Genomic DNA, 20,841 nt, shown 5'->3' with positions numbered 1-20,841 from the left:
AATAAGAAGGAAGAGATCTTGTGATAATCGCAAAAAATAGTTTCAATCTCTGTGTTTTTTGAGAGTAGGATTTAGAGATTGAAGCTAAGTTTGAGAACTAAACAATAAAAGCAATTTAATTATGAAAAAAGTATTCAAGATTTGGTTGTTGGCGGGTTGGATTGTGTCTCAAGTTTTGATTTCCTGTAGTGGTGGAATTGCACCTGTATTTAATAAAAAATTCACTTCTGCCACTGTAGGTTCTGTTAATTCTTATGTAGCAAAACCTATTTATTATGGAGAAGATACTTCAGCGGTATATGGTTCTATTAACCTGGATTTTGCCAATCACGAACAGTTTAGGCAAGAGCAAGTAGATAAAAAGACGATGGCGTCATTTAATGTATATCAATCTTTTACCAAGAGAAATTGGAATTTATTTTATGGAGCTAGCGGATCTTATGGGAAATATACATTTAAAGGAGAAGAATTTGATGTAAATAATAATCCTACTATTGTTAGATTCAATGAAAATTATGAATTCTATAATTTGGGTTTAAGCGGGGGAGTGAATTATAGAGTTTCAACCTCCAAGTTTGAGTTTCGACCAATCGGATTAAAAACAATATTTAATTATGAGTTTGGTTCTTATCAAGAGAAATTGTCTGCCATAGAGAATATTGATGAGTCAGATCGGCTTCAAAACTATGAAGTATTTAATCAAAATCCTCTTTTTACTGCTCTTTTAGAAAGCGAAATAGAGTATAAGTTTAATAAAAATAATTCTATAAGTTTCGGTACTTTCTTGGGGTTGAATTCAGTTAACTTTGAAGATGGTCGTGTTTTGGGAGCTATGAGTAGTTACAAGTATAAACAATTTGTGCTTAGTTATTTATATGAATCTACATTGCTTGATACACAATATAATGAAAGTAAAAATATTGGTTCGCATAATATTGGTATAGCTTTTCAACTTTTTTAGAACTAAAAAATGCCTTCTAAATTAGTTCAGAAGGCATTTTTATATATTAGATTTTATATTTACTGAATCACAAAACGCCCATAAGTATTTTGAATTTTGATTAGATAAACACCTGTGTTTAGGTTTTTAGTGTTTATGTTACCGTTAGTGTGTTTAATTTGTTCCTTTAGAAGCAATCTTCCATTTAAATCATATAATTCGACTAAACCAACATTGTTTTTTGCTTTAATGAAAAGATTTTGGTTTTTTACTGGTATAGGATATATAGTAATGCCTTTACTGCTTAAAGAGTTGTCTTCAATTCCCAATATAAATTCTGGAGCACCAAACCCTATTTTCTTACCTACATCTCCAATTACATATGGTAACCTAGTTCCATTGGCTTCAAACTCTTCTGCGCCTGCATCATAACTTGTAGGTCTTGTTCCGTCTAGTATATCTTTTGTTAAAAAAGAATATGTTCCTATCCCGGAATCAATTGCATCACTTCCGTTAATTAATCGATAAAAATCTGTTCCTGGTTGTAACAAACCGGAATTAACCGTTTGATTATTGTTAACTCCATTAGTTAGGTCCCAATTTCCGTTTTGAGTTATATTTCCTTCATATATAGAAGTTCCGATTGGTGATGTTACTTCCTGTAATGCACTGTCACTAGAGTTGAGCATGATATTATTGGCAACAACAACATTTTCAGGAGCTAGAGATAAGTCACTTTTAACTTTAGTTCCAACTCTTAATGCGTAATTACAATTTACAAATGTATTGTTGATAATAACAGCATCCTTAACTTGATAATAGCCATTAAGAGCTGTATTTAATCTTCCATTAGAGATGTTTATACCACCGGTTGCATTGGAATTGGATCCGCCAGGTTTATCAGAGTTTACTCCTTCTATATAATTATTGTATACTTTATGACCTTCGCCAATAACTCTGACACCTCCCGAAAAAGAATTGTTATTAGCAAAAAAGTAATTATTATATACTTCACAATTATTACCGTGTCTAAGAGTGAGGGTTCCCTGATAATCTCTGAAGGTATTATTATAATATTTATTCTCCCCACTTTTATTAGAGATGATTTCTACCTCTCCAGACCAATTATTAAAAAAGTTGTCATATACTTCGGTGTTAGAAGGATGAAGTGAAGTGCTACTATTACCAATTCTGATTGCATCCTGATCATTAAGACCATTAATATCATTGTTTACAGGGGTTCGATCTGCAAAATAGTTATGATGAATTTTGGTGAAGTCTGGCTCCGCAAATTCGGTAGAAGTAGCATTTCTATTGTCGTTAATAATACTGCCTACACCGTTTTTACCAATAAATGAACTATAACTAATTTCATTAAACTGCCCATAAACGATAATCCACTTAAATGTATCTTTTTCTTGTGATATAGTTCCGTTATAACCATCAATTTTTATATTAGTTACAGTACAATTGTTGCATTCATTACTGCTTGAAGTTCTAAATTCTATAATTGGATCTATTCTGTCGCTACTTGTTACCAATCCAGATGGGTTCTGAAAAATTATTCCTTCAAAAATTATATAAGCCCCACCCATACTTACTCTGGAATTTCCTTCAAAAAATACTTGACCAGGATTTTCTGCTTTTATGGTTATAGGGTTTTCTGAGGTGCCAGTCTTATTTATGCTAATTATGATGTCTGTCCAAGTTCCATTTGCTAGGCTAATGGTCGTTCCTGCAGATGCATTGGTGATTGCTGTTTGTAGTTCTGCATTATTATTTACAGTTTGTGCAGATGCTTGGTAGCAAAATGCTATGAAGGCTAAGGTTAGCATAAAATTGCTTACTTTTTTTTTCATGATTTTAGGACTTTACTTTTTCTGTTTTAATTGGTTAACCAATTTGGTTAACCAAGCAAATATACCATTCATTTTTGAAAAATCAATATTTTTTTGTAAAAACAGAAAAACGCCTTCAACTGAATTGAAGGCGTTTTATTATAAATAACGGTGTATTATTACTAGTTCTCTTTTTTACCAGGTCTTGGTTTTCTATCACCTTTAGGTCTATCACCTCTTGGTTTATCGCCTTCTGGTCTTGGAGGTCTAGGAAGTAAAGCTTTTCTAGAAACTTTTTCCTTACGAGTTCTAGAATCAATACCAAAGTACTTTACATCAAATACATCTCCCATATTTACCACATCACTCACATTTTCTGTACGTTCCCAAGCTAATTCAGAAACATGAAGTAGAACTTCATTACCCGGAGCTTCCATGTATTCAACTACAGCACCAAAATCTAGCATCTTGACAACTTTAACTTCATATACACTTCCTACTGCCGGTTTAAATGTAATCGAATCGATTTTTGCTAATACCGCATCGATTCCTTCTTGGTTTGTACCTAGAATTTCTACATTTCCTTCCTCAGTAACAGGGTCTTCATTAATTACAATGGTAGTTCCTGTTTCTTTTTGTAATTCCTGAATTACTTTACCTCCAGGTCCGATAAGTGCTCCTATATATTCTCCAGGAATAGTTTTGGTAACCATTTTTGGAGCATGTGCTTTCACATCAGCATTTGGATTGGCAATAGTTTCGGTTAATTTACCAAGAATATGTAAACGACCATCGGCAGCCTGCTTTAAAGCATTTACTAAGATTTCATAAGAAAGCCCTTTTACTTTTATATCCATCTGGCAAGCGGTAATACCATCTGCAGTTCCAGTTACCTTAAAATCCATATCTCCTAGGTGATCTTCATCACCTAAAATATCAGATAATACAGCATATTTTCCAGAATCTGCATCAGAAATTAATCCCATTGCGATACCAGAAACTGGTTTTTTTAATTGTACACCTGCGTCCATTAATGCCATAGTCCCTGAACATACTGTAGCCATAGAAGAAGAACCATTAGATTCTAATACTTCTGATACAACACGTACTGTGTATGGGCAATCATCCGGAATCATTCCTTTTAATGCACGTTGAGCCAAATTACCGTGCCCTATTTCTCTACGAGAAGTACCACGGATTGGTCTTGCTTCACCGGTTGAGAAAGGAGGGAAGTTATAATGTAAATAAAATGTTTCTTCTCCTTCATAAGAAGGCATATCAATCTGATTAGCCTCTCTAGAAGTTCCTAGAGTTACTGTAGCTAACGCTTGAGTTTCTCCTCTTGTAAATATAGAAGAACCATGAGTGGATGGTAAATAATCTACCTCACACCAGATAGGTCTTATATCAGTAGTTTTTCTACCATCAAGACGAAGCCCTTCATTTAAAGTTAAATCACGAACAGCAGCTTTTTCTGCTTTTGCATAATATTTAGAAACTAAATCTCCAAAATCTTCTAATTCTTCTTCTGAAAAAGTAGCTACTATTTCTTCTTTTATTTCAGCAAATGCAGAACCTCTTTCTTTTTTAGATGATCCAGCTTTTGCGACAGCATATACTTTATCATATGCCATATCGTGAATCTTCTTTGCTAATTCTTCATCTTCTCTTTCAGGATCATATTCGCGAACTTCTTTTTTACCGAAAGCTTCAGCCAATTTGATCTGTGCAGCACATTGTATTTTAATGGCTTCGTGTGCAAATTTGATAGCTTCTACCATTTCCTCTTCAGAAATTTCATCCATTTCACCTTCTACCATCATTACAGAGTCTGCGGAAGCTCCTATAACCATATCGATATCTGATTCATCTAATTGAGCTCTGGTTGGGTTGATGATGAACTCACCATTAACTCTACCTACACGAACTTCAGATATAGCACATTCAAATGGGAAATCTGATAACTGTATTGCCGCAGAAGCTGCTAATCCAGCCATTGCATCAGGCATTACATCTTCGTCATGAGACATTAGTTGAATCATCACTTGAGTTTCTGCGTGATAATCTTTTGGAAAAAGTGGGCGTAATACTCGGTCTACCAGTCTCATTGTTAGTACTTCACCATCACTTGGTCTGGCTTCTCTTTTGAAAAAACCACCAGGGTAACGGCCAGAGGCAGCAAATTTTTCACGGTAATCTACTGTTAAGGGTAGGAAATCTACATCACTTTGTTTGTAGTTAGACACAACTGTACATAATAACATACACTTGCCTGATTGAACAACAACAGAGCCGTGAGCCTGTTTTGCTAATTTTCCGGTTTCGAGGGTGATTTGTCTTCCGTCACCTAAGTCGATAACCTCTTTATAAACTTGTGGAATCATAATTTTTTGATTCAAACCTGTATATCCTATGCCATATATTAACAGCTAGAAATATCTCAGGCTTAATTAAACATTGGTTTCCGTCTTACTCGGACGGACAAGGTTGTGTTGTTGTAGTTGATGTACGACCAATGAAAAACTAAGGCATCATTCTTACCAAATGGTTTGAATGTTTTTATTAATAAACTTCTATATAAAATAAAAAAAGAGGCACGAAGCCTCTCTTTTCTTATTTTCTTAATCCTAATTCTTTTACGATTGCACGGTATCTCATGATATCTTTTTTCTTAAGATAATCTAGTAAATCTCTACGTTTACCTACAAGTTTTACCAATGAACGCTCAGTATTAAAATCTTTACGATTGTTTTTTAAGTGCTCAGTTAAATGAGTAATTCTGTGGGTAAATAATGCAATCTGACCTTCTGCACTACCGGAATCATTTTTTCCTTTTCCGTGTTTTGCGAAGATTTCTTCTTTAATTTCTTTTGTTAAATACATTCCAATATTATTTAAATGATTTTTATGTATACATAGCATTCTGCTATTAGCGTGCAAATATAATACTTTATTGTGTTAGAAATAGTTTTTGATAAAAAATGTTTTAGAATTAAACCTTTTCTAAAGTGTTTAGTCTTATAGATGTAACATTAAAATTAAATACAATGAAGAACAATTTTTTTAAATTTAGTTTGATTGCATTCTTATTAGTGGTTTTTGTGGGATGTGATGATAGTGAAAATATTGATAACGTATTAGGAGAAATAGATTCTAAAGATGCAGAATTGTCTGCTAAAATTGATGATGCTTCCGAAGTGTTAAGTGATGCTGTTCTACAAACATATGAGTATGAAGAAAGTGAAAATAAATCACCAATACATCCTCATTTACCGGATTGTGCAACAATAGATGTGCAAATAACCAGTACTTCGAAAACTGTAACTCTGGATTTTGGATCCGATGGATGTGAAGTAAGAAGTGATCATATTGTAAAAGGAAAAATAATTATGTCTTATACAATTGATATTGATGCAATGTCTAAAACTATTAATTATAGTCTGCAAGATTTTTCTATCGATGATATTCAATTTGAAGGATCAAAAACGGTTACCAGGCAGAAGGCTAATAACAATGGTAATCCTCAGTATACTATGAACCTTGATTTTACTGTCACTTTCGTTGACGGCAGTCAGGCATCAAGAACCGGAAACAAAACTAGAGAATGGGTAGAAGGTGTGTTTAATGGTAATTGGGGTGATAATGTATTTTTAATCACTGGAGCGTGGGAAACTAATTTTGCTAATGGTAATACACATAGTACAATTATAACCACAGCACTACGTCGTGAGGCTAGTTGTAGGTTCTTAGTCAGTGGAATGGTAGATTTAATAAGGACTAATTTTAGTGGAACTTTAGATTATGGAGATGGATCGTGTGATAATTTGGCTGTATTTACCAATAGTGAAGGAGAAGAAAGAGAGATTAGATTATAAGAATAGTTTATAAAAGTAAAAACCGCCTGATTTTAGGCGGTTTTTTCATTCTTTATAATAAGAATACATTTTTTAGTTGGCCAAAGGTCTGTTTAGAATTAAATCTAAATATAGATTTATTTTTTGTTTTAAGTTTTGGCGTGGAGTTATAAAATCTAAGAACCCATGTTCTAAAACAAATTCAGAAGTTTGAAAACCTTCTGGTAATTCCTTTCCTGTAGTATCACGTACTACACGAGGTCCTGCAAATCCGATCAATGCTCCAGGTTCTGAAATATTTATATCGCCTAGCATAGCAAATGAAGCGGTTGTACCTCCTGTTGTTGGATCTGTACATAATGAAATGTAAGGAATGTTGGCATCTGCTAATTGTGCAAGTTTTGCTGAAGTTTTTGCTAATTGCATTAAAGATAATGCTGCTTCCATCATACGAGCTCCTCCTGATTTAGAAATGATCATAAATGGAATTTTATGTTTTAAAGAATAGTCCGCAGCTCTGGCAATTTTTTCACCAACAACACTTCCCATAGAACCACCAATGAATGAGAAATCCATACATGCAATGACTATATCGTTACCATTGGATTTTCCTACGGCAGTTCTTACAGCATCCTTAAGATTTGTTTTGTCCATGGCATCCTTAAGACGATCCACGTATTTCTTTTTGTCTTCGAATTTAAGAGGGTCTTTTGATGATAGGTTTTTATCAAGTTCTTTGAATTTATTATCATCAAAGAGTATTTCGAAATACTCTGCACTACCTATTCTTACGTGATAACCGTCTTCGGGACTTACATAAAAGTTTTTTTCGAGCTGTTCTGCGTCTACAATTTTTCCGGTAGGAGATTTATACCAAAGCCCTTTGGGTACATCTTTTTTATCTTCAGTAGCGGTTTGTATACCTTTTTGCGTTCTCTTAAACCAAGCAGTCATAAATTATTATATTAAAAAAGCTGAAACTCATAATTTTAAAGAGTTTCAGCTTGGTTTTCTGTCTTTTATAATGTGTTTACATTATTTAAATCTTCAAAAGCCTTCTTAAGACGATTCTTAAAAGTGACTTCTCCTTCTCGAAGCCATTTTCTTGGATCATAATACTTTTTATTAGGCTCTTCAGAACCATCAGGGTTACCTATCTGGGTTTTTAGATATTCTACATTGTTTACCATATAGTCACGAATACCTTCATTAAATGCAAACTGTAGATCAGTGTCAATATTCATTTTAATCACACCATATCCAATAGCTTCTCTAATTTCTTCTAAAGTAGATCCACTTCCTCCGTGAAATACAAAATCGATGTGGTTATGCTCAACTCCATATTTCTCTGAAATAAATTCCTGAGAATTTTTAAGGATCTTTGGAGTTAATTTTACATTACCTGGCTTATAAACTCCGTGTACATTACCAAATGCAGCTGCTACAGTAAATTTATCACTTACTTTACTTAATTCTTCATAGGCATATGCAACTTCTTCTGGTTGTGTGTATAATTTAGAATCATCTACATCACTGTTATCTACACCATCTTCTTCACCACCAGTGATTCCTAGCTCAATCTCCAAAGTCATACCCATCTTGCTCATACGAGCTAAGTATTCCTTACAGATTTCTATATTTTCTTCGATAGGCTCTTCTGATAAATCTATCATATGTGAGCTATATAATGGTTTTCCAGTTTCTTTATAAAATGCTTCTCCTGCATCTAATAAACCGTCAATCCACGGTAATAATTTTTTTGCACAGTGGTCAGTATGCAAAATTACCGGAACTCCATAAGCTTCTGCCATTAAATGTACATGTCTTGCTCCAGCTGTGGCTCCAGCGATAGCTGCTTTTTGATCTTCATTTGACAATCCTTTTCCTGCATTAAATTGCGCTCCTCCATTAGAGAATTGAATAATTACAGGAGAATTTAGCTCTGCGGCAGTTTCTAATACTGCATTGATCGAATTAGAACCAATTACATTTACTGCGGGTAGTGCAAAAGCTTTTTCTTTTGCATACTTAAAAATCGCTTGAACTTCGTCCCCCGTAGCAACTCCTGGTTTGATGTTGTGACTCATAATTTAGTTTTGGTTTATAAGCTTACAAAAATAACAAAATTATATGTAAAGAATTTTATATTATAATCTAAAGTGAAAGTGTTTTGAAAATTAATTAGTTAAGAAATAATAAATGGTCAAAAGTAATGCTAAAATGGGTAGTTAATTCCTAGGTTATATACGGCCTTAGATAAACTATACCCTTTAAACCAACGCTGGTCTTCATCATTAGCTGGATTAAAGGTTTTAAAGCCTACATCTAGTCTGATGATAAAGAAATCAAAATCATAACGAAGCCCTAAACCACTACCAACAGCAATTTCTTGTAAGTCGTCAAACCCAGAAAAGATGGCATCTTCGTTTTCTTCATTGTCTAATACATTCCAGATGTTTCCGGCATCTATAAAAAAGGCCCCATTAAGAGATCCCAAAATGTTGTAGCGATATTCCAGGTTAAATGCCAGTTTCATATTAGCTTCGTTAAACTCATCTCTTCCACCACTACTACCTGGACCTAAACCATAAGCCAACCAAGCACGATTATCATTGGGGCCACCACCAAAAAAACTTCGGGCAAACGGTATGCTATTAGCATTTCCATAAGGGATTGCAATGCCGCCAGAAGCTCTAAATGCTAACACACTTTTGCGCCCAAGATCCCAGTGTTTTATATAATCCATTTCGGTCTTGGCATATTGAGAAAATTCAACATTAAATACTTTAAAACGATCGTTTGATTCTTTTTCTCGTCCTGTAAGTTCAGAAATAGAGTTGAGTACATTACCGGCAAACTCTATTTTAGCTCTAAACCTTGAGAAATTTTCATCATAGAGATTTTTACGATTGTTTTTTAAATAAGTATAACTCGAAGCAAAAATTAAATTATTTTCTGTTAATCGCTCTTTTCGCTCATTGATATTCCTGATTTCTTGTATTTGGTCAACTCTTAGATCACTATTAGGATTACTGCCAAGTGATTCAATAATGAAATCATCTGCACCTTGTTCATCAATTGTCAGTGAGCCTTGATCATTAAGAAAGGGTGAATCAGGGTCTAATACCTGCACTGCAATATTATTTAAACGGTTATATGAAGAGTTATACACTCTAAAATAGTTTTCTACATTTAGATTGTCAACAAACTGTACATTGATTAGGTCGATCTGATTGGTGATAATAGTATTTGGTCTCCACTTATAACTAAATGTTCCAGATGCGTTTACTTTATCCAACCCGATGTTTCTTTGTGCGTTTATCCCAAAAGTAAGATTAGTAGTTGGTGACATATATTTTGGAATAATCTTATTGGTTTTTAGTGGGAAAATTATTTTTGGAAATGACAATTTAAGGTCGGCTCCTATTTCTGAAATATCAAAAAATTGACCACTACCATCTACAGCATCCCTGGAGGAACCTATACTACCTCTTGCAGATATTTCTAATAACTCAGCTCCTCTAAATACATTTCTTATTAAGAATGAGCCTCCAAATCCTATTCCAAATGCTTGAATATCAGAAGTTGATACATCAAACTCCGCATTGGTGCTATATTTTTTTCTAGGGGTCAATAGTACATTAGCTATTAAACTACTTCCTGACGGATCATTAGGATCTAGGTCATATCTTATATTGGGGTATTTAAAAGCTCTTAAGTTACTGATTTGATTGTAGGTTAATGTACGATCCCTATCCCTAAATATTTCTCCGGGGCTAATCAATATAGAGTTGGTAATAGCTTTTCTAGTATACTTTAATTTGTTATAAGAATAAATATTGTATCCATTATAAAAAACACTATCACTAGGTATTTTGTCTCTATTTAGAAATGAGTAATCTGTAAAAATGTTTACCTTACTAATGGTGTGTACCTTGAACGGAACTCGCGCAGTAGAATCTCCTTTAGTTACCTGCCTATTTTTTATAAGCATGTTCAGATTTACTTTATGATCTGTATTTACTGTGTCTGCATCAAATTTTATATATTCTTTTTCAAAATGAAATAGACCTGAATTTCTATATAGAGAGGTTAATCTTTCTCTCTCAGTTTCTATATCTAGTGTTTTGTATTGTTTTCCACGAACTATTTTAGATGCTTCCTTGTTTTTAATATACAAAGAATCAGCGTCTTTTGATTCTATTTTGGTATATAATGAATCTATTTGATATGGTTGTTGTGGTTTTATATAATAATCAATAGTAGCTCTTTGGTCATTACCTCTATTGATTTTATAATCCCCTTCAACATTAAACCATCCATTATTCCAATAATAGGCTTTTAGTCTATTAAGTGAGCGTTTAGCTTTTGATTCATCTATTATGGTAGGGGCTTCTCCGGTTTCTTTAATCCATTCATTAATTCCAGCTAAGCCAACTCCTAATCGATTTACCTGTTTTTTAGAAAGAAAACTGCTCATTCGTTTTTCTCGATTAGGTTTTCTTTTTAACCACGCCTGATATGAAGAGTCTTTGTCAATGCTTGCGAGGTTGTAGATGTGTAATCTAAATGGAATTCCGACTAGCTTCACATTAGGATTTTGGTATAGTTGATTGGATAATTTAGTGTCGTTAGTTTTTACACTATCTACAAATATTTTATTCTTGGTAAGTAGATAATCTTCCTCTGGAACTCTTTTAACGGCATTACAGGAAACTAAAAAGGTTGTAGTTAACGTAATTAATAATATTTTTGTCAGAAAGTATTTCAATACGAATTCATTATTGAGTCAAAAATACACTATTTGAATGGTTAGCAAAAACCAAAAGAAACTAATAAAAAGTTTATATCAAAAAAAGTACCGAAAACAACATGGGTTATTTGTTGCTGAAGGAAAAAAGGTAATTCTTGAGTTGTTAGAGGCAGAAGTAAAGCTTCATTCTCTTTTTTCTACCAATGAGTTTTCTTTTGATATTCCTCAAAACCTTCACTATGATGTTACAGAACAGGAGTTAAAACAAATAAGTTTTTTAGCTACTCCTCAAAAAGCATTGGCTATTTTTTATATTCCAAAAAACCAAGATGTAAATACGGATAGTTTGGTTTTAGCCTTAGATGATGTTAGAGATCCTGGTAATCTGGGTACAATAATCAGATTATGTGATTGGTTTGGAGTTACCGCCTTGGTTTGTTCTGAACAAACGGTTGATTGTTATAACCCAAAAGTTATACAAGCAACAATGGGATCTATTACCAGGGTGAATATAAGCTATGTAAATCTTCTTGACTTTCTTGAGGATCAGAAAGAAATGATTTTCGGAACCTTTATGGATGGAAATGATATTTATGCTGAAGAATTACCTGATAATGGGGTTATCGTAATGGGGAATGAAGCAAATGGTATTTCTTCTGAAATAGAACAGCTGGTTAACAAAAAAATATCGATCCCTCAATTTGGTTCAACAAAAGAAACAGAAAGTCTTAATGTGGCCACAGCAACGGCAATAGTTTTAAGTGAATTTAGAAGAAGGTTTTAAAAAAAATTACTGAAAAGTAAAATTGATAAAAATTCCTCTGGTTTGCATTTTGTCAATTGATGATGTCCATTGACTATTAGGATTGTTATCTCTAACTAATTCATCCGACATAGCAAATACTCCACGAATAGAAGGAGAGAACTTGAAATAGTATAAATAGAAATCAATACCAAAACCAACTTCATAATAGCTAGTGTTGGTTGTCATTCTGAATTCTCCTACAGAGTTATCATCAGGATTATCTTCGTTGCTGGATAAATTAATCGAAGTAGATATTCCTCCAACAACAAAAGGTTTAAAATTATTTAGTCTTTTGGTAGAAATTTTTAATAAAAGAGGAATATGAACATAAGTAGACTTAACTTCTCTAAAAGAATCAGATGTATCTGTAAAATCTGGCCCTGAAAAGGTTAAATTTCGTTGAGAAAAAGTTACCATAGGTTCTAATCTAAGATCCAAATAGTCATTGATTCTCATATTACCTAATAAACCAACACTAAATCCCGTTGAGCCACTTACCTGGATGTCCCCATCCAAAGGTGAGGTTTCTCCTTCAGGTATGGCATTATAATCAAAATTAAAATTGTAACTATTCAGTCCAAGAATGAAACCCCAACTAAGTCTATCTTTATCAAAGTTTTGAAGGTTTTGAACTCTTTCTTTAGAAAATAGCTGAGCACTCATGTCTTGAGTACATACTAGAACAGCAATGATTATAAAAAACTTCTTCATATTATTTTGTGGCTGTATAAATTGTTGCAACACCAAAAGTTTGTGGCTTATCTTCCATCTCTATAAACCCGATTTTTTCCAAAATATTGTTGAACTGTTCACCATAAGGAAAAGCAGCGGCACTTTCGCTTAGATATGCGTATGCTGATCTGTCCTTAGAAAATAATTTTCCAATTGTAGGTAAAATTTTGGAACAATAAAACTTGTATCCTTGTTTGTAGGGAGTCTTTGTGGGAACTGAGGTTTCTAATACCACAAAAATCCCTCCAGGCTTGAGTACTCTATAAATTTCTGAAAGCCCTTTTTCTAAATTTTCAAAATTTCTTACTCCAAATGCTACTGTAATAGCATCAAAATAATCATCTTTATAGGGTAAGTTTTCGCTATCTGCCTGAACCATACTTATAATAGAATCCAGATTTTTAGCTTTGATTTTATGTTTGCCAACTTCTAACATTCCTGCAGAAATATCAAGTCCTATTATTTCAGTAGCTCCTGTCTTAGTAAGACTTATGGCTAAGTCGCCAGTTCCAGTGGCCACATCAAGAATTCTTTGAGGTTTTGTATTACTGACAAGTTTAACGACTTTATTTCGCCATTTTATATCAATACCAAAAGAAATTACACGGTTAAGGCCGTCATAGTTTCCAGAAATGGTATCAAACATCTCTGCAACCTGCTCCTTTTTTGTTCTGGAGCTATCATTATATGGTGTTATTTTTTTTGACATCCAAAAAATTTAGGCAAATATACATTTTTGCAATAGATAGTAAGAGTAGAATCACATTTAGTTATAGTTAATCAAATTTCACCAGTTATTCAATTTGCACTATCTTTGTACACTTTTATATTTTTAAGACATAATTATTTATGTTTTAGTTGATTTTATGTTTGATGAAAAACAATAAACAAAACCGATGAAGATCATTATTGCCGGAGCTGGTGAGGTGGGATTTCATTTGGCTAAATTACTTTCATTTGAGTCTCAAGACATTACACTTATTGATACCGATAAAGAATGTCTTAACTATGCAGATACTCATTTAGATATTAGAGTTATTAAGGGAGATGCTACTTCTATTGCTATCTTAAAAGAAGCAAAAGTGGAGAATATGGACATGGTAATTAGTGTTACCTCTAGTGAGACTACTAATATTACGGTGTGTGTATTATCTAAACAAATGGGAGCTAAGCGCACTATTGCAAGGATATCCAATACAGAATTTATTGAAAATAAGGATGAAGTTGGTTTCATCAAGTTTGGGATTGATGAGCTAATTTCACCAGAGGCATTAGCGGCTAGTGAAATTGAATTACTACTCAATCAATCTGCGTTTCACGATAGTTACGAGTTTGAGGATGGTGCTCTGACAATGGTAGGTACAACATTGTCCAAAGAAGCCTTGTTTGTTGGTAAAACTGTAAGAGAAGCTGCAGATATATTTCCTGAGTTACATTTTATGCCAGTAGCAATTCAGCGTTCAGGAACACAATATACATTGATTCCAAGAGGTGATACTAAGTTTAAAGAAGGAGATCAGGTTTATTTTATAACCTCTAAGGGGGGTGTTGATGAATTATACAAATTAACTGGTAAGGTTAAAGAACAGATCAAAAAAGTAATGATTCTGGGAGGAAGCAAAATAGGGTATAAAACCTCTTGCGACCTGTGTGATCATAAATTTAGGGTTAAACTAATAGAAAGAGATAGAGATAAGGCTTTTGATTTGGCTGATGATCTCCCAGCTGCATTGATTATTAATGGCGATGGACGTAATGTAGAATTACTAGAAGAAGAAGGTATATCTGATATGGATGCATTTATCTCTGTTACAGGAAATTCTGAAACCAATATTATGTCTTGTTTGGTTGCAAAATCCAAAGGAGTAGGTAAAACAATTGCTTTGGTTGAGAATATGGATTATTTTCAATTATCTCATTCTATAGGAATTGATACATTGATTAATAAAAAACTTCTTGCAGCAAATAACATTTTTAGATTCATAAGAAAAGGAGAAGTGGTAGCTATGACCAAGCTCAATAATATGAATGCTGAGTTATTGGAGTTTATTGTGAAACCGACTTCTGAAGTAAGTGATAATCTGATAAAAGATTTGGATTTTCCTCGTTCTGCTATAATAGCTGGTGTGATAAGAAATGGTGAGGGTCTTATTCCGTTGGGAGAATTTTATATTCAGGCAGGAGATAGAGTAGTAGTATGTTGTTTGCCAAAATCTATTAAGAAAATAGAAAAGCTCTTCTTATAACAATGTCTAAACTGAACTACAAGATTATTTCGCATATTATGGGGCTTTTGTTGCTCTGTAATGGAGGTTTTATGCTACTGGCGACAATTATTAGTTTTATTTATAAAGATGGGGTGACTATAGATATTATGTTGGCTGCCCTAGCTACGTTGTTTGTTGGGATTGCACTGATGTTTCTAACTAGAGAACATCAGAAAGAAATTAATAAACGAGAAGGATATATTGTAGTTACTTTTGGTTGGATTTTTATGTCATTGAGTGGTACACTGCCATATTTGTTTTCTGGAGCTATCCCGACTTTTACCAATGCTTTTTTTGAAACGATGTCAGGTTATACGACTACAGGAGCTTCTATTCTTAATGATATTGAAATTGTTCCAAAAGGTGTTTTGTTTTGGCGTAGTTTAACTCATTGGATTGGCGGTATGGGAATTATCGTATTAGCTATTGCAATTTTACCACTTTTAGGAATAGGTGGGATGCAGTTATTTGCAGCTGAAGCACCTGGACCTAGTGCTGATAAACTACATCCACGTATTACCGATACTGCTAAACGATTATGGTTGATATATTTTGGATATACTGCTGCTGAGACCATCTTGCTTAAATTAGCCGGGATGGATTTTTTTGATGCTATAAATCATGCGTTGAGTACATTATCCACTGGAGGTTTTTCTACTAAGAATGCAAGTGTTGCCCATTGGAATGATCAACCAGTTATACAATATATTATTATATTATTTATGTTTTTGGCAGGTATGAATTTTGTGCTAAGTTATTTTGGGTTCAAAGGAAAGGTACAGAAGATTATCAAAGACGAAGAGTTTAAATTATACACGCTGTTTATTATTTGTTTTACGATTGTTGCTACGCTAATTATTTATTTTAAAGCAGATGTTTCTATTTCTACAATTGATCATCCTATGGTTTGGGGAGAAGCAGAAAGCGCTTTTAGACATGCGTTATTTCAGGTATTAGCTGTAATTACTACAACTGGTTTTGTGAGTGCTGATTTTACTATGTGGGCTCCTTTTTTAACAGTTTTCTTTTTTGGGATTATGTTTTTAGGAGGTTCGGCGGGATCTACAGCAGGCGGTATGAAGGTAGTAAGACATTTGATAACTATACGCAACGGAATATTAGAGTTTAAGCGTACATTACACCCTAATGCTATTCTTCCTGTACGTTATAATACAAAGGCGGTTTCCAAAGAGATCGTGTTTAATGTGCTTGCCTTTTTTATTCTTTATATGCTCTCTTTTATTATTGGTTCATTGGTTCTAGGGGCACTAGGATTGGATTTCGAAACAGCTATAGGTGGAGCAGCATCCTCATTAGGTAATGTAGGCCCTGCATTTGGTAAACTAAGTCCTGTTAATAATTTTGATGTGCTACCAGATTTTGGGAAATGGTGGTGCTCCTTTCTTATGTTAATAGGCAGGTTAGAGTTATTTACCGTCCTAATATTACTTACGCCTTTCTTCTGGAGAGACAGGTAATTACAATTGATTTAGTATTGAAACTCCCAGGAAGCAAAAGAGTGTGGAGTTGAGTTCCACAATTCGGTTACTTTTTTGATAGTATGCTTAACTTTTCCATTAATATTTTCCAGATACTCTTCCTCGATAAGGAATATATCTAGAATAGACTCGTAATAATCTGTGTAGTTAGCATCAAACTCGTTTTCCGGTCTGATATTAAGAATTTCTTCTTCTGTCTTGGTTACTTTGAAATTTTCCTTAAAAATTTCAAGTACGTTTTTTTTAACGATACGTTCTTTTTCCGAAATGTCCATAATTTTAGGTTTTAAGAGATTAATGGATAAATCGACAAATTATAAATCAAAAATTTTCTATGATCGAAAATCTTCATACTAGGGGGAAATTGAAGAGTTGTTTGTTATAAACGAAATTAAAACTTTTTATTGTTCAATAAAGCTCTAATTTTCTTTGAAAGAGTAAATTTTGTTTTTACTTAACATTAAATAGCCGATTACTTGTCTCGATGAGTAATCGGCTTATATCATAAAATCTCTTTTTAAGAAACTAAGAATTAGCTTACAGCTTCTTTAATTCTTTTCAAAGCTTCAATAATTTGTTCGGTGCTCGCAGCATAGGAGATTCTTATACAATTCCCATTTCCGAAAGCAACACCGGTTACTGTAGCTACATTAGCTTGTTCTAATAAGTACATAGAAAAGTCTGTTGCATTTTCAATAGTTTGGCCTTTTAATGTTTTTCCAAAATAATAAGAAATATCAGGGAACACATAGAATGCACCTTCTGGTTTATTGCATTCGAATCCAGGAATATCTGCTAATAGATTTAAAATTAATTTTCTACGTTCCTTAAATTCATCAACCATATAATGAATATTACTCACAGGAGCTTCTAATGCAGTAATCACAGCACGCTGCGCAATACAATTAGCTCCACTGGTTACTTGTCCTTGTATTTTATTACAAGCTCTGGCAATAGAAGTTGGAGCGCCAATATAACCTATTCTCCATCCCGTCATAGCAAAAGCTTTAGCAACTCCATTTACAGTAACAGTTCTGTTGTACATATCTTCAAATTGAGCCATAGAAGCATGATCTCCAACATAATTGATATGTTCATATATTTCATCACTTACTACTACAATGTCTGGATATTTTTGAAGCACATCAGCAAGAGCTCTTAATTCTTCTTTACTGTAAATAGATCCACTAGGATTACAGGGAGAGCTATACCATAACATTTTTGTTTTTGGTGTAATAGCAGCTTCAAGTTGTTCAGCAGTCATCTTAAAGTCTGTATCAATAGAAGTTCTTACTTCTACTGGAACTCCTCCGGCAAGTTTTACAATATCACTGTAACTTACCCAGTAAGGGCAAGGTAAAATAATTTCATCTCCAGGATTGATATATACCTGGGCTATATTGTATAAAGCCTGTTTAGCTCCAGTTGATACAACAATCTGTGAACGATCATAAGCCAAATTGTTATCACGTTTAAATTTGGTAATGATAGCGTCTTTCAATTCTACATAACCATCTACAGGTGTATAAGAATTATAGTTGTCATTAACTGCTTGTATAGCAGCTTCCTTAATGAAATCCGGAGTGTTAAAATCAGGTTCTCCTAAGCTAAGTCCAATAATGTCTTTTCCTTCAGCTCTTAGTTCACGAGCTTTTGCAGCCATAGCTAACGTAGCAGAGGCTTCCAATGCATTAATTCTGTCTGATAATTGTGTACTCATTTCCGATACTTGTGTACTCATTTCTAATTGGTAAATAAAAGTTATGATTGTATTGCCGCAGGCTTCGTTCCCATTTCTTTAAGATGTTTAAAATGAGCTATTATAGCCTTACGTGTGGTTTTGTATTCGTTATACGGAAGATTAAACTCTAAAGCAGTTTGTTTTACTATTTTAGAAATCTTCGTGTAGTGAATATGGCTTATGTGTGGAAAAATGTGGTGTTCCACCTGATGGTTTAACCCACCTGTAAACCAGTTTACTATTCTATTTTTAGTAGAAAAATTGACGGTAGTAAATAATTGATGTATTGCCCAAGTGTTTTTCATGGTTCCTGTTTGGTCTGGTACAGGCATTTGTGCATCTTCTACCATATGCGCTAATTGAAATACAATGCTTAAAATTAATCCTGCTACGTAATGCATAACAAAAAATCCTATTAATATTTTCCACCACGAAATAGATAAAATAATCATGGGGATTACTATCCATATAAGTACATAAATAATTTTCGTGACAACAATAGTACTCCATTGTTGAATAGGACTTGGTAATTTTCCATATGCAAGTTTACGAGCAAGGTATCTTTTGGTCTGTTTGAAATCAGTGGTAAGAGCCCAATTAAAAGTTAATAAGCCATACAAAAATATAGAATAATAATGTTGAAATTTATGAAAACGTCTCCATTTTGCGTGTTTCGTAAATCTAATTACTCTACCAGCATCCATATCTTCATCATGTCCGTGGATGTTGGTATAAGTATGATGTAGTACATTATGTTGAACTTGCCAGTTATATACATTTCCGGCAAGAATATACATACTACTACCCATTAGATTATTAATCCATTTCTTTGAAGAATACGAACCATGATTACCATCATGCATAACATTCATTCCTACTCCAGCCATACCTACGCCCATAATAATTGTGAGCAATAGCATCCACCATTGAGAAATATTTAATGTAAGTATCAAGAAATATGGGGTTAGAAAAATAGAGAACATAACTATTGTTTTTATATGTAATCGCCAATTTCCTGTTCTTTTTATGTTATTATCCTTAAAATACTGATTAACTCGTTTATTCAGAGTTCTAAAGAATTTAGCGGAATCTACTCTGCTAAAGCGCACATTGGGTGTAGTCATGATAGTTGAGCTTTATGACCAAAACGTCATTTGTCATTCTAATATTGGGTAAAGTTAGGGATTTATATTTTTTAACTTCCTAAAAAGAAGTAAAATATACCGGTTTAACATGTATTTTTACAATCTAATTTTATGTTGATGGATATCTTATTAAAATATTTTCCTGATTTAACTGAAGAGCAACAATTACAATTTTCGAAATTAGGAGATTTATATGCTGAATGGAATGCTAAAATTAATGTAATCTCCAGAAAAGATATTGAGTCTTTATATGAAAGACATGTATTACATTCTTTAGGGATTGGAAAAGTTATGAGTTTTAAACCGGGCTCACAAGTTTTGGATGTAGGTACAGGAGGTGGTTTTCCAGGGATTCCTTTGGCGATTTTATTTCCTGAAACTCAATTTTATTTGGTAGATGTAATTGCTAAGAAAATTAGAGTTGTTAATGAGGTTGCAAAAGCTTTGGGGTTACAGAATTTGAAGGCTGAACAGCGAAGAGCTGGCACTTTTGATGACCGATTTGATTTTGTAGTAAGTCGTGCTGTGACGAATATGCCTGATTTTGTAAAGTGGGTGCGTAAAAATATTACCAAAAAAAGTGTACACGATCTGCAAAATGGAATTTTATATCTAAAAGGAGGTGACCTAACTGACGAATTAGCTCTTTTTCCTAAAGCAGTTCAATATGATTTGATAAATTATTTTGAAGAGGAGTTTTTCGAAACTAAAAAAGTAGTGTATTTGCCAATTAAATATAAGCTCTAGCCTTTCAGGTTTATTCGCATTTCTATTAAATGCTTTTCGAAGCCTACCTTTTCGTAGGCTTTTATAGCTCTTGGGTTTTTGTCGTAGACAGTAAGTCGAATTTCCTCCAGGTCTTTAGTTTTGAACCAATCATACAAATACTGAATTATTTTTTGACTGATTCCTTTACCTCTATGCTCTTCTTTTACATACATAAAACCTATGTAACCTAGTTGCTTCTGTTTGAAGAACTCTTTTCGATCTCTTATCTGCCCATAACCACTACCAACAATTTCTCCTTCAATTTCAGCTACCACTACATTAGTATGATCTGATTCTATGTATTCTCCAATATCGTAATAACTAATTTTTTCATTAGTTTTTAGTGTAATATCCATTGGACGCTCGGCTTCGATAAGCTTTTGTTCAAAACCCAATAAAATCGGGAGTTCTTCTAATTTTGCTGGTCGGATAGTCATTTTTTAGATGCTTTTAAATTTCTTTTTTCGAAATAAACTTGCAATTAAATTTACTAAAAGCA

Annotated in this window: 18 protein-coding genes; 6 read left to right on the top strand and 12 right to left on the bottom strand. The window is 33.4% G+C overall.

What is annotated here, in order from left to right:
- Nucleotides 1–121 precede the first annotated feature (121 nt).
- Nucleotides 122–961, top strand: a complete 840-nt coding sequence (locus J8M14_RS19800) for a hypothetical protein (RefSeq protein ID WP_211076563.1) — start codon at nt 122–124, stop codon at nt 959–961.
- Nucleotides 962–1,020: 59 nt separating this feature from the next.
- Here J8M14_RS19800 and J8M14_RS19795 read toward each other — a convergent pair whose 3' ends face one another.
- The 3 genes from J8M14_RS19795 to rpsO form a co-directional block, all read right to left on the bottom strand.
- A complete protein-coding gene (locus J8M14_RS19795; protein ID WP_211076562.1) occupies nt 1,021–2,799 on the bottom strand; it encodes a polysaccharide lyase 6 family protein in 1,779 nt (592 codons plus the stop codon).
- 161 nt (nt 2,800–2,960) lie between these two features.
- Nucleotides 2,961–5,162 carry a polyribonucleotide nucleotidyltransferase gene (locus tag J8M14_RS19790; RefSeq protein ID WP_211076561.1) on the bottom strand — a complete coding sequence of 734 codons (2,202 nt, stop codon included), beginning with the start codon at nt 5,160–5,162 and terminating at the stop codon, nt 2,961–2,963.
- Between the two features lie 229 nt (nt 5,163–5,391).
- A complete protein-coding gene (gene rpsO / locus J8M14_RS19785; RefSeq protein WP_201918398.1) occupies nt 5,392–5,661 on the bottom strand; it encodes a 30S ribosomal protein S15 in 270 nt (89 codons plus the stop codon).
- Nucleotides 5,662–5,825: 164 nt separating this feature from the next.
- On the opposite strand from rpsO, the gene J8M14_RS19780 reads away from it, so the two are divergent.
- The gene (locus tag J8M14_RS19780; RefSeq protein ID WP_211076560.1) at nt 5,826–6,653 is read left to right on the top strand and encodes a hypothetical protein; all 828 of its coding nucleotides are present in this window, start codon (nt 5,826–5,828) and stop codon (nt 6,651–6,653) included.
- Nucleotides 6,654–6,725: 72 nt separating this feature from the next.
- Here the strand turns inward: J8M14_RS19780 and accD are convergent, their stop codons facing one another.
- From accD to J8M14_RS19765, 3 genes are all read right to left on the bottom strand, one after another.
- Nucleotides 6,726–7,586 carry an acetyl-CoA carboxylase, carboxyltransferase subunit beta gene (accD, locus tag J8M14_RS19775; protein WP_211076559.1) on the bottom strand — a complete coding sequence of 287 codons (861 nt, stop codon included), beginning with the start codon at nt 7,584–7,586 and terminating at the stop codon, nt 6,726–6,728.
- A 65-nt stretch (nt 7,587–7,651) separates the two neighbouring features.
- On the bottom strand, nt 7,652–8,719 hold the full coding sequence (gene fbaA / locus J8M14_RS19770; RefSeq protein ID WP_211076558.1) for a class II fructose-bisphosphate aldolase: 1,068 nt from the start codon (nt 8,717–8,719) through the stop codon (nt 7,652–7,654).
- Between the two features lie 128 nt (nt 8,720–8,847).
- Entirely contained in the window at nt 8,848–11,403 is a 2,556-nt protein-coding gene (locus J8M14_RS19765; RefSeq protein WP_211076557.1) for a BamA/TamA family outer membrane protein, read from the bottom strand.
- Nucleotides 11,404–11,440: 37 nt separating this feature from the next.
- Here J8M14_RS19765 and J8M14_RS19760 point away from each other — a divergent pair, with 37 nt between their 5' ends.
- Nucleotides 11,441–12,169: an RNA methyltransferase gene (locus tag J8M14_RS19760; protein ID WP_211076556.1), complete on the top strand. Its 729-nt coding sequence runs from the start codon at nt 11,441–11,443 to the stop codon at nt 12,167–12,169.
- Between the two features lie 6 nt (nt 12,170–12,175).
- Here J8M14_RS19760 and J8M14_RS19755 read toward each other — a convergent pair whose 3' ends face one another.
- Nucleotides 12,176–12,901, bottom strand: coding sequence for a porin family protein (locus J8M14_RS19755; protein ID WP_211076555.1), 726 nt, complete (start codon nt 12,899–12,901; stop codon nt 12,176–12,178).
- Nucleotide 12,902: 1 nt separating this feature from the next.
- Nucleotides 12,903–13,631 (bottom strand): bifunctional demethylmenaquinone methyltransferase/2-methoxy-6-polyprenyl-1,4-benzoquinol methylase UbiE, encoded by a 729-nt coding sequence (gene ubiE, locus J8M14_RS19750; protein ID WP_211076554.1) that lies wholly within the window; start codon nt 13,629–13,631, stop codon nt 12,903–12,905.
- A gap of 187 nt (nt 13,632–13,818) precedes the next feature.
- On the opposite strand from ubiE, the gene trkA reads away from it, so the two are divergent.
- Complete coding sequence (gene trkA / locus J8M14_RS19745) at nt 13,819–15,168, top strand: Trk system potassium transporter TrkA (protein ID WP_211076553.1); 1,350 nt, start codon at nt 13,819–13,821, stop codon at nt 15,166–15,168.
- 2 nt (nt 15,169–15,170) lie between these two features.
- Nucleotides 15,171–16,667 carry a potassium transporter TrkG gene (locus tag J8M14_RS19740; protein ID WP_211076552.1) on the top strand — a complete coding sequence of 499 codons (1,497 nt, stop codon included), beginning with the start codon at nt 15,171–15,173 and terminating at the stop codon, nt 16,665–16,667.
- Between the two features lie 11 nt (nt 16,668–16,678).
- On the opposite strand, the gene J8M14_RS19735 is transcribed toward J8M14_RS19740, so the two are convergent.
- From J8M14_RS19735 to J8M14_RS19725, 3 genes are all read right to left on the bottom strand, one after another.
- The gene (locus J8M14_RS19735) at nt 16,679–16,963 is read right to left on the bottom strand and encodes a hypothetical protein (RefSeq protein WP_211076551.1); all 285 of its coding nucleotides are present in this window, start codon (nt 16,961–16,963) and stop codon (nt 16,679–16,681) included.
- A gap of 257 nt (nt 16,964–17,220) precedes the next feature.
- A complete protein-coding gene (locus tag J8M14_RS19730) occupies nt 17,221–18,408 on the bottom strand; it encodes a pyridoxal phosphate-dependent aminotransferase (protein ID WP_211076600.1) in 1,188 nt (395 codons plus the stop codon).
- 41 nt (nt 18,409–18,449) lie between these two features.
- Nucleotides 18,450–19,553, bottom strand: a complete 1,104-nt coding sequence (locus J8M14_RS19725) for an acyl-CoA desaturase (RefSeq protein WP_211076550.1) — start codon at nt 19,551–19,553, stop codon at nt 18,450–18,452.
- 138 nt (nt 19,554–19,691) lie between these two features.
- Here J8M14_RS19725 and rsmG point away from each other — a divergent pair, with 138 nt between their 5' ends.
- Complete coding sequence (gene rsmG, locus J8M14_RS19720) at nt 19,692–20,321, top strand: 16S rRNA (guanine(527)-N(7))-methyltransferase RsmG (RefSeq protein WP_211076549.1); 630 nt, start codon at nt 19,692–19,694, stop codon at nt 20,319–20,321.
- On the opposite strand, the gene J8M14_RS19715 is transcribed toward rsmG, so the two are convergent.
- Nucleotides 20,318–20,779, bottom strand: coding sequence for a GNAT family N-acetyltransferase (locus J8M14_RS19715; RefSeq protein WP_247672711.1), 462 nt, complete (start codon nt 20,777–20,779; stop codon nt 20,318–20,320). The genes rsmG and J8M14_RS19715 overlap by 4 nt on opposite strands.
- Nucleotides 20,780–20,841: the final 62 nt, after the last annotated feature.

It is taken from the genome of Aquimarina sp. MMG016, from assembly GCF_018100805.1.
In the GTDB taxonomy this organism is placed as follows: Bacteria; Bacteroidota; Bacteroidia; order Flavobacteriales; family Flavobacteriaceae; genus Aquimarina.
The sequence above is the reverse complement of the archived record's forward strand: the minus strand, read 5'-3'. Positions and strand labels throughout refer to the sequence as shown.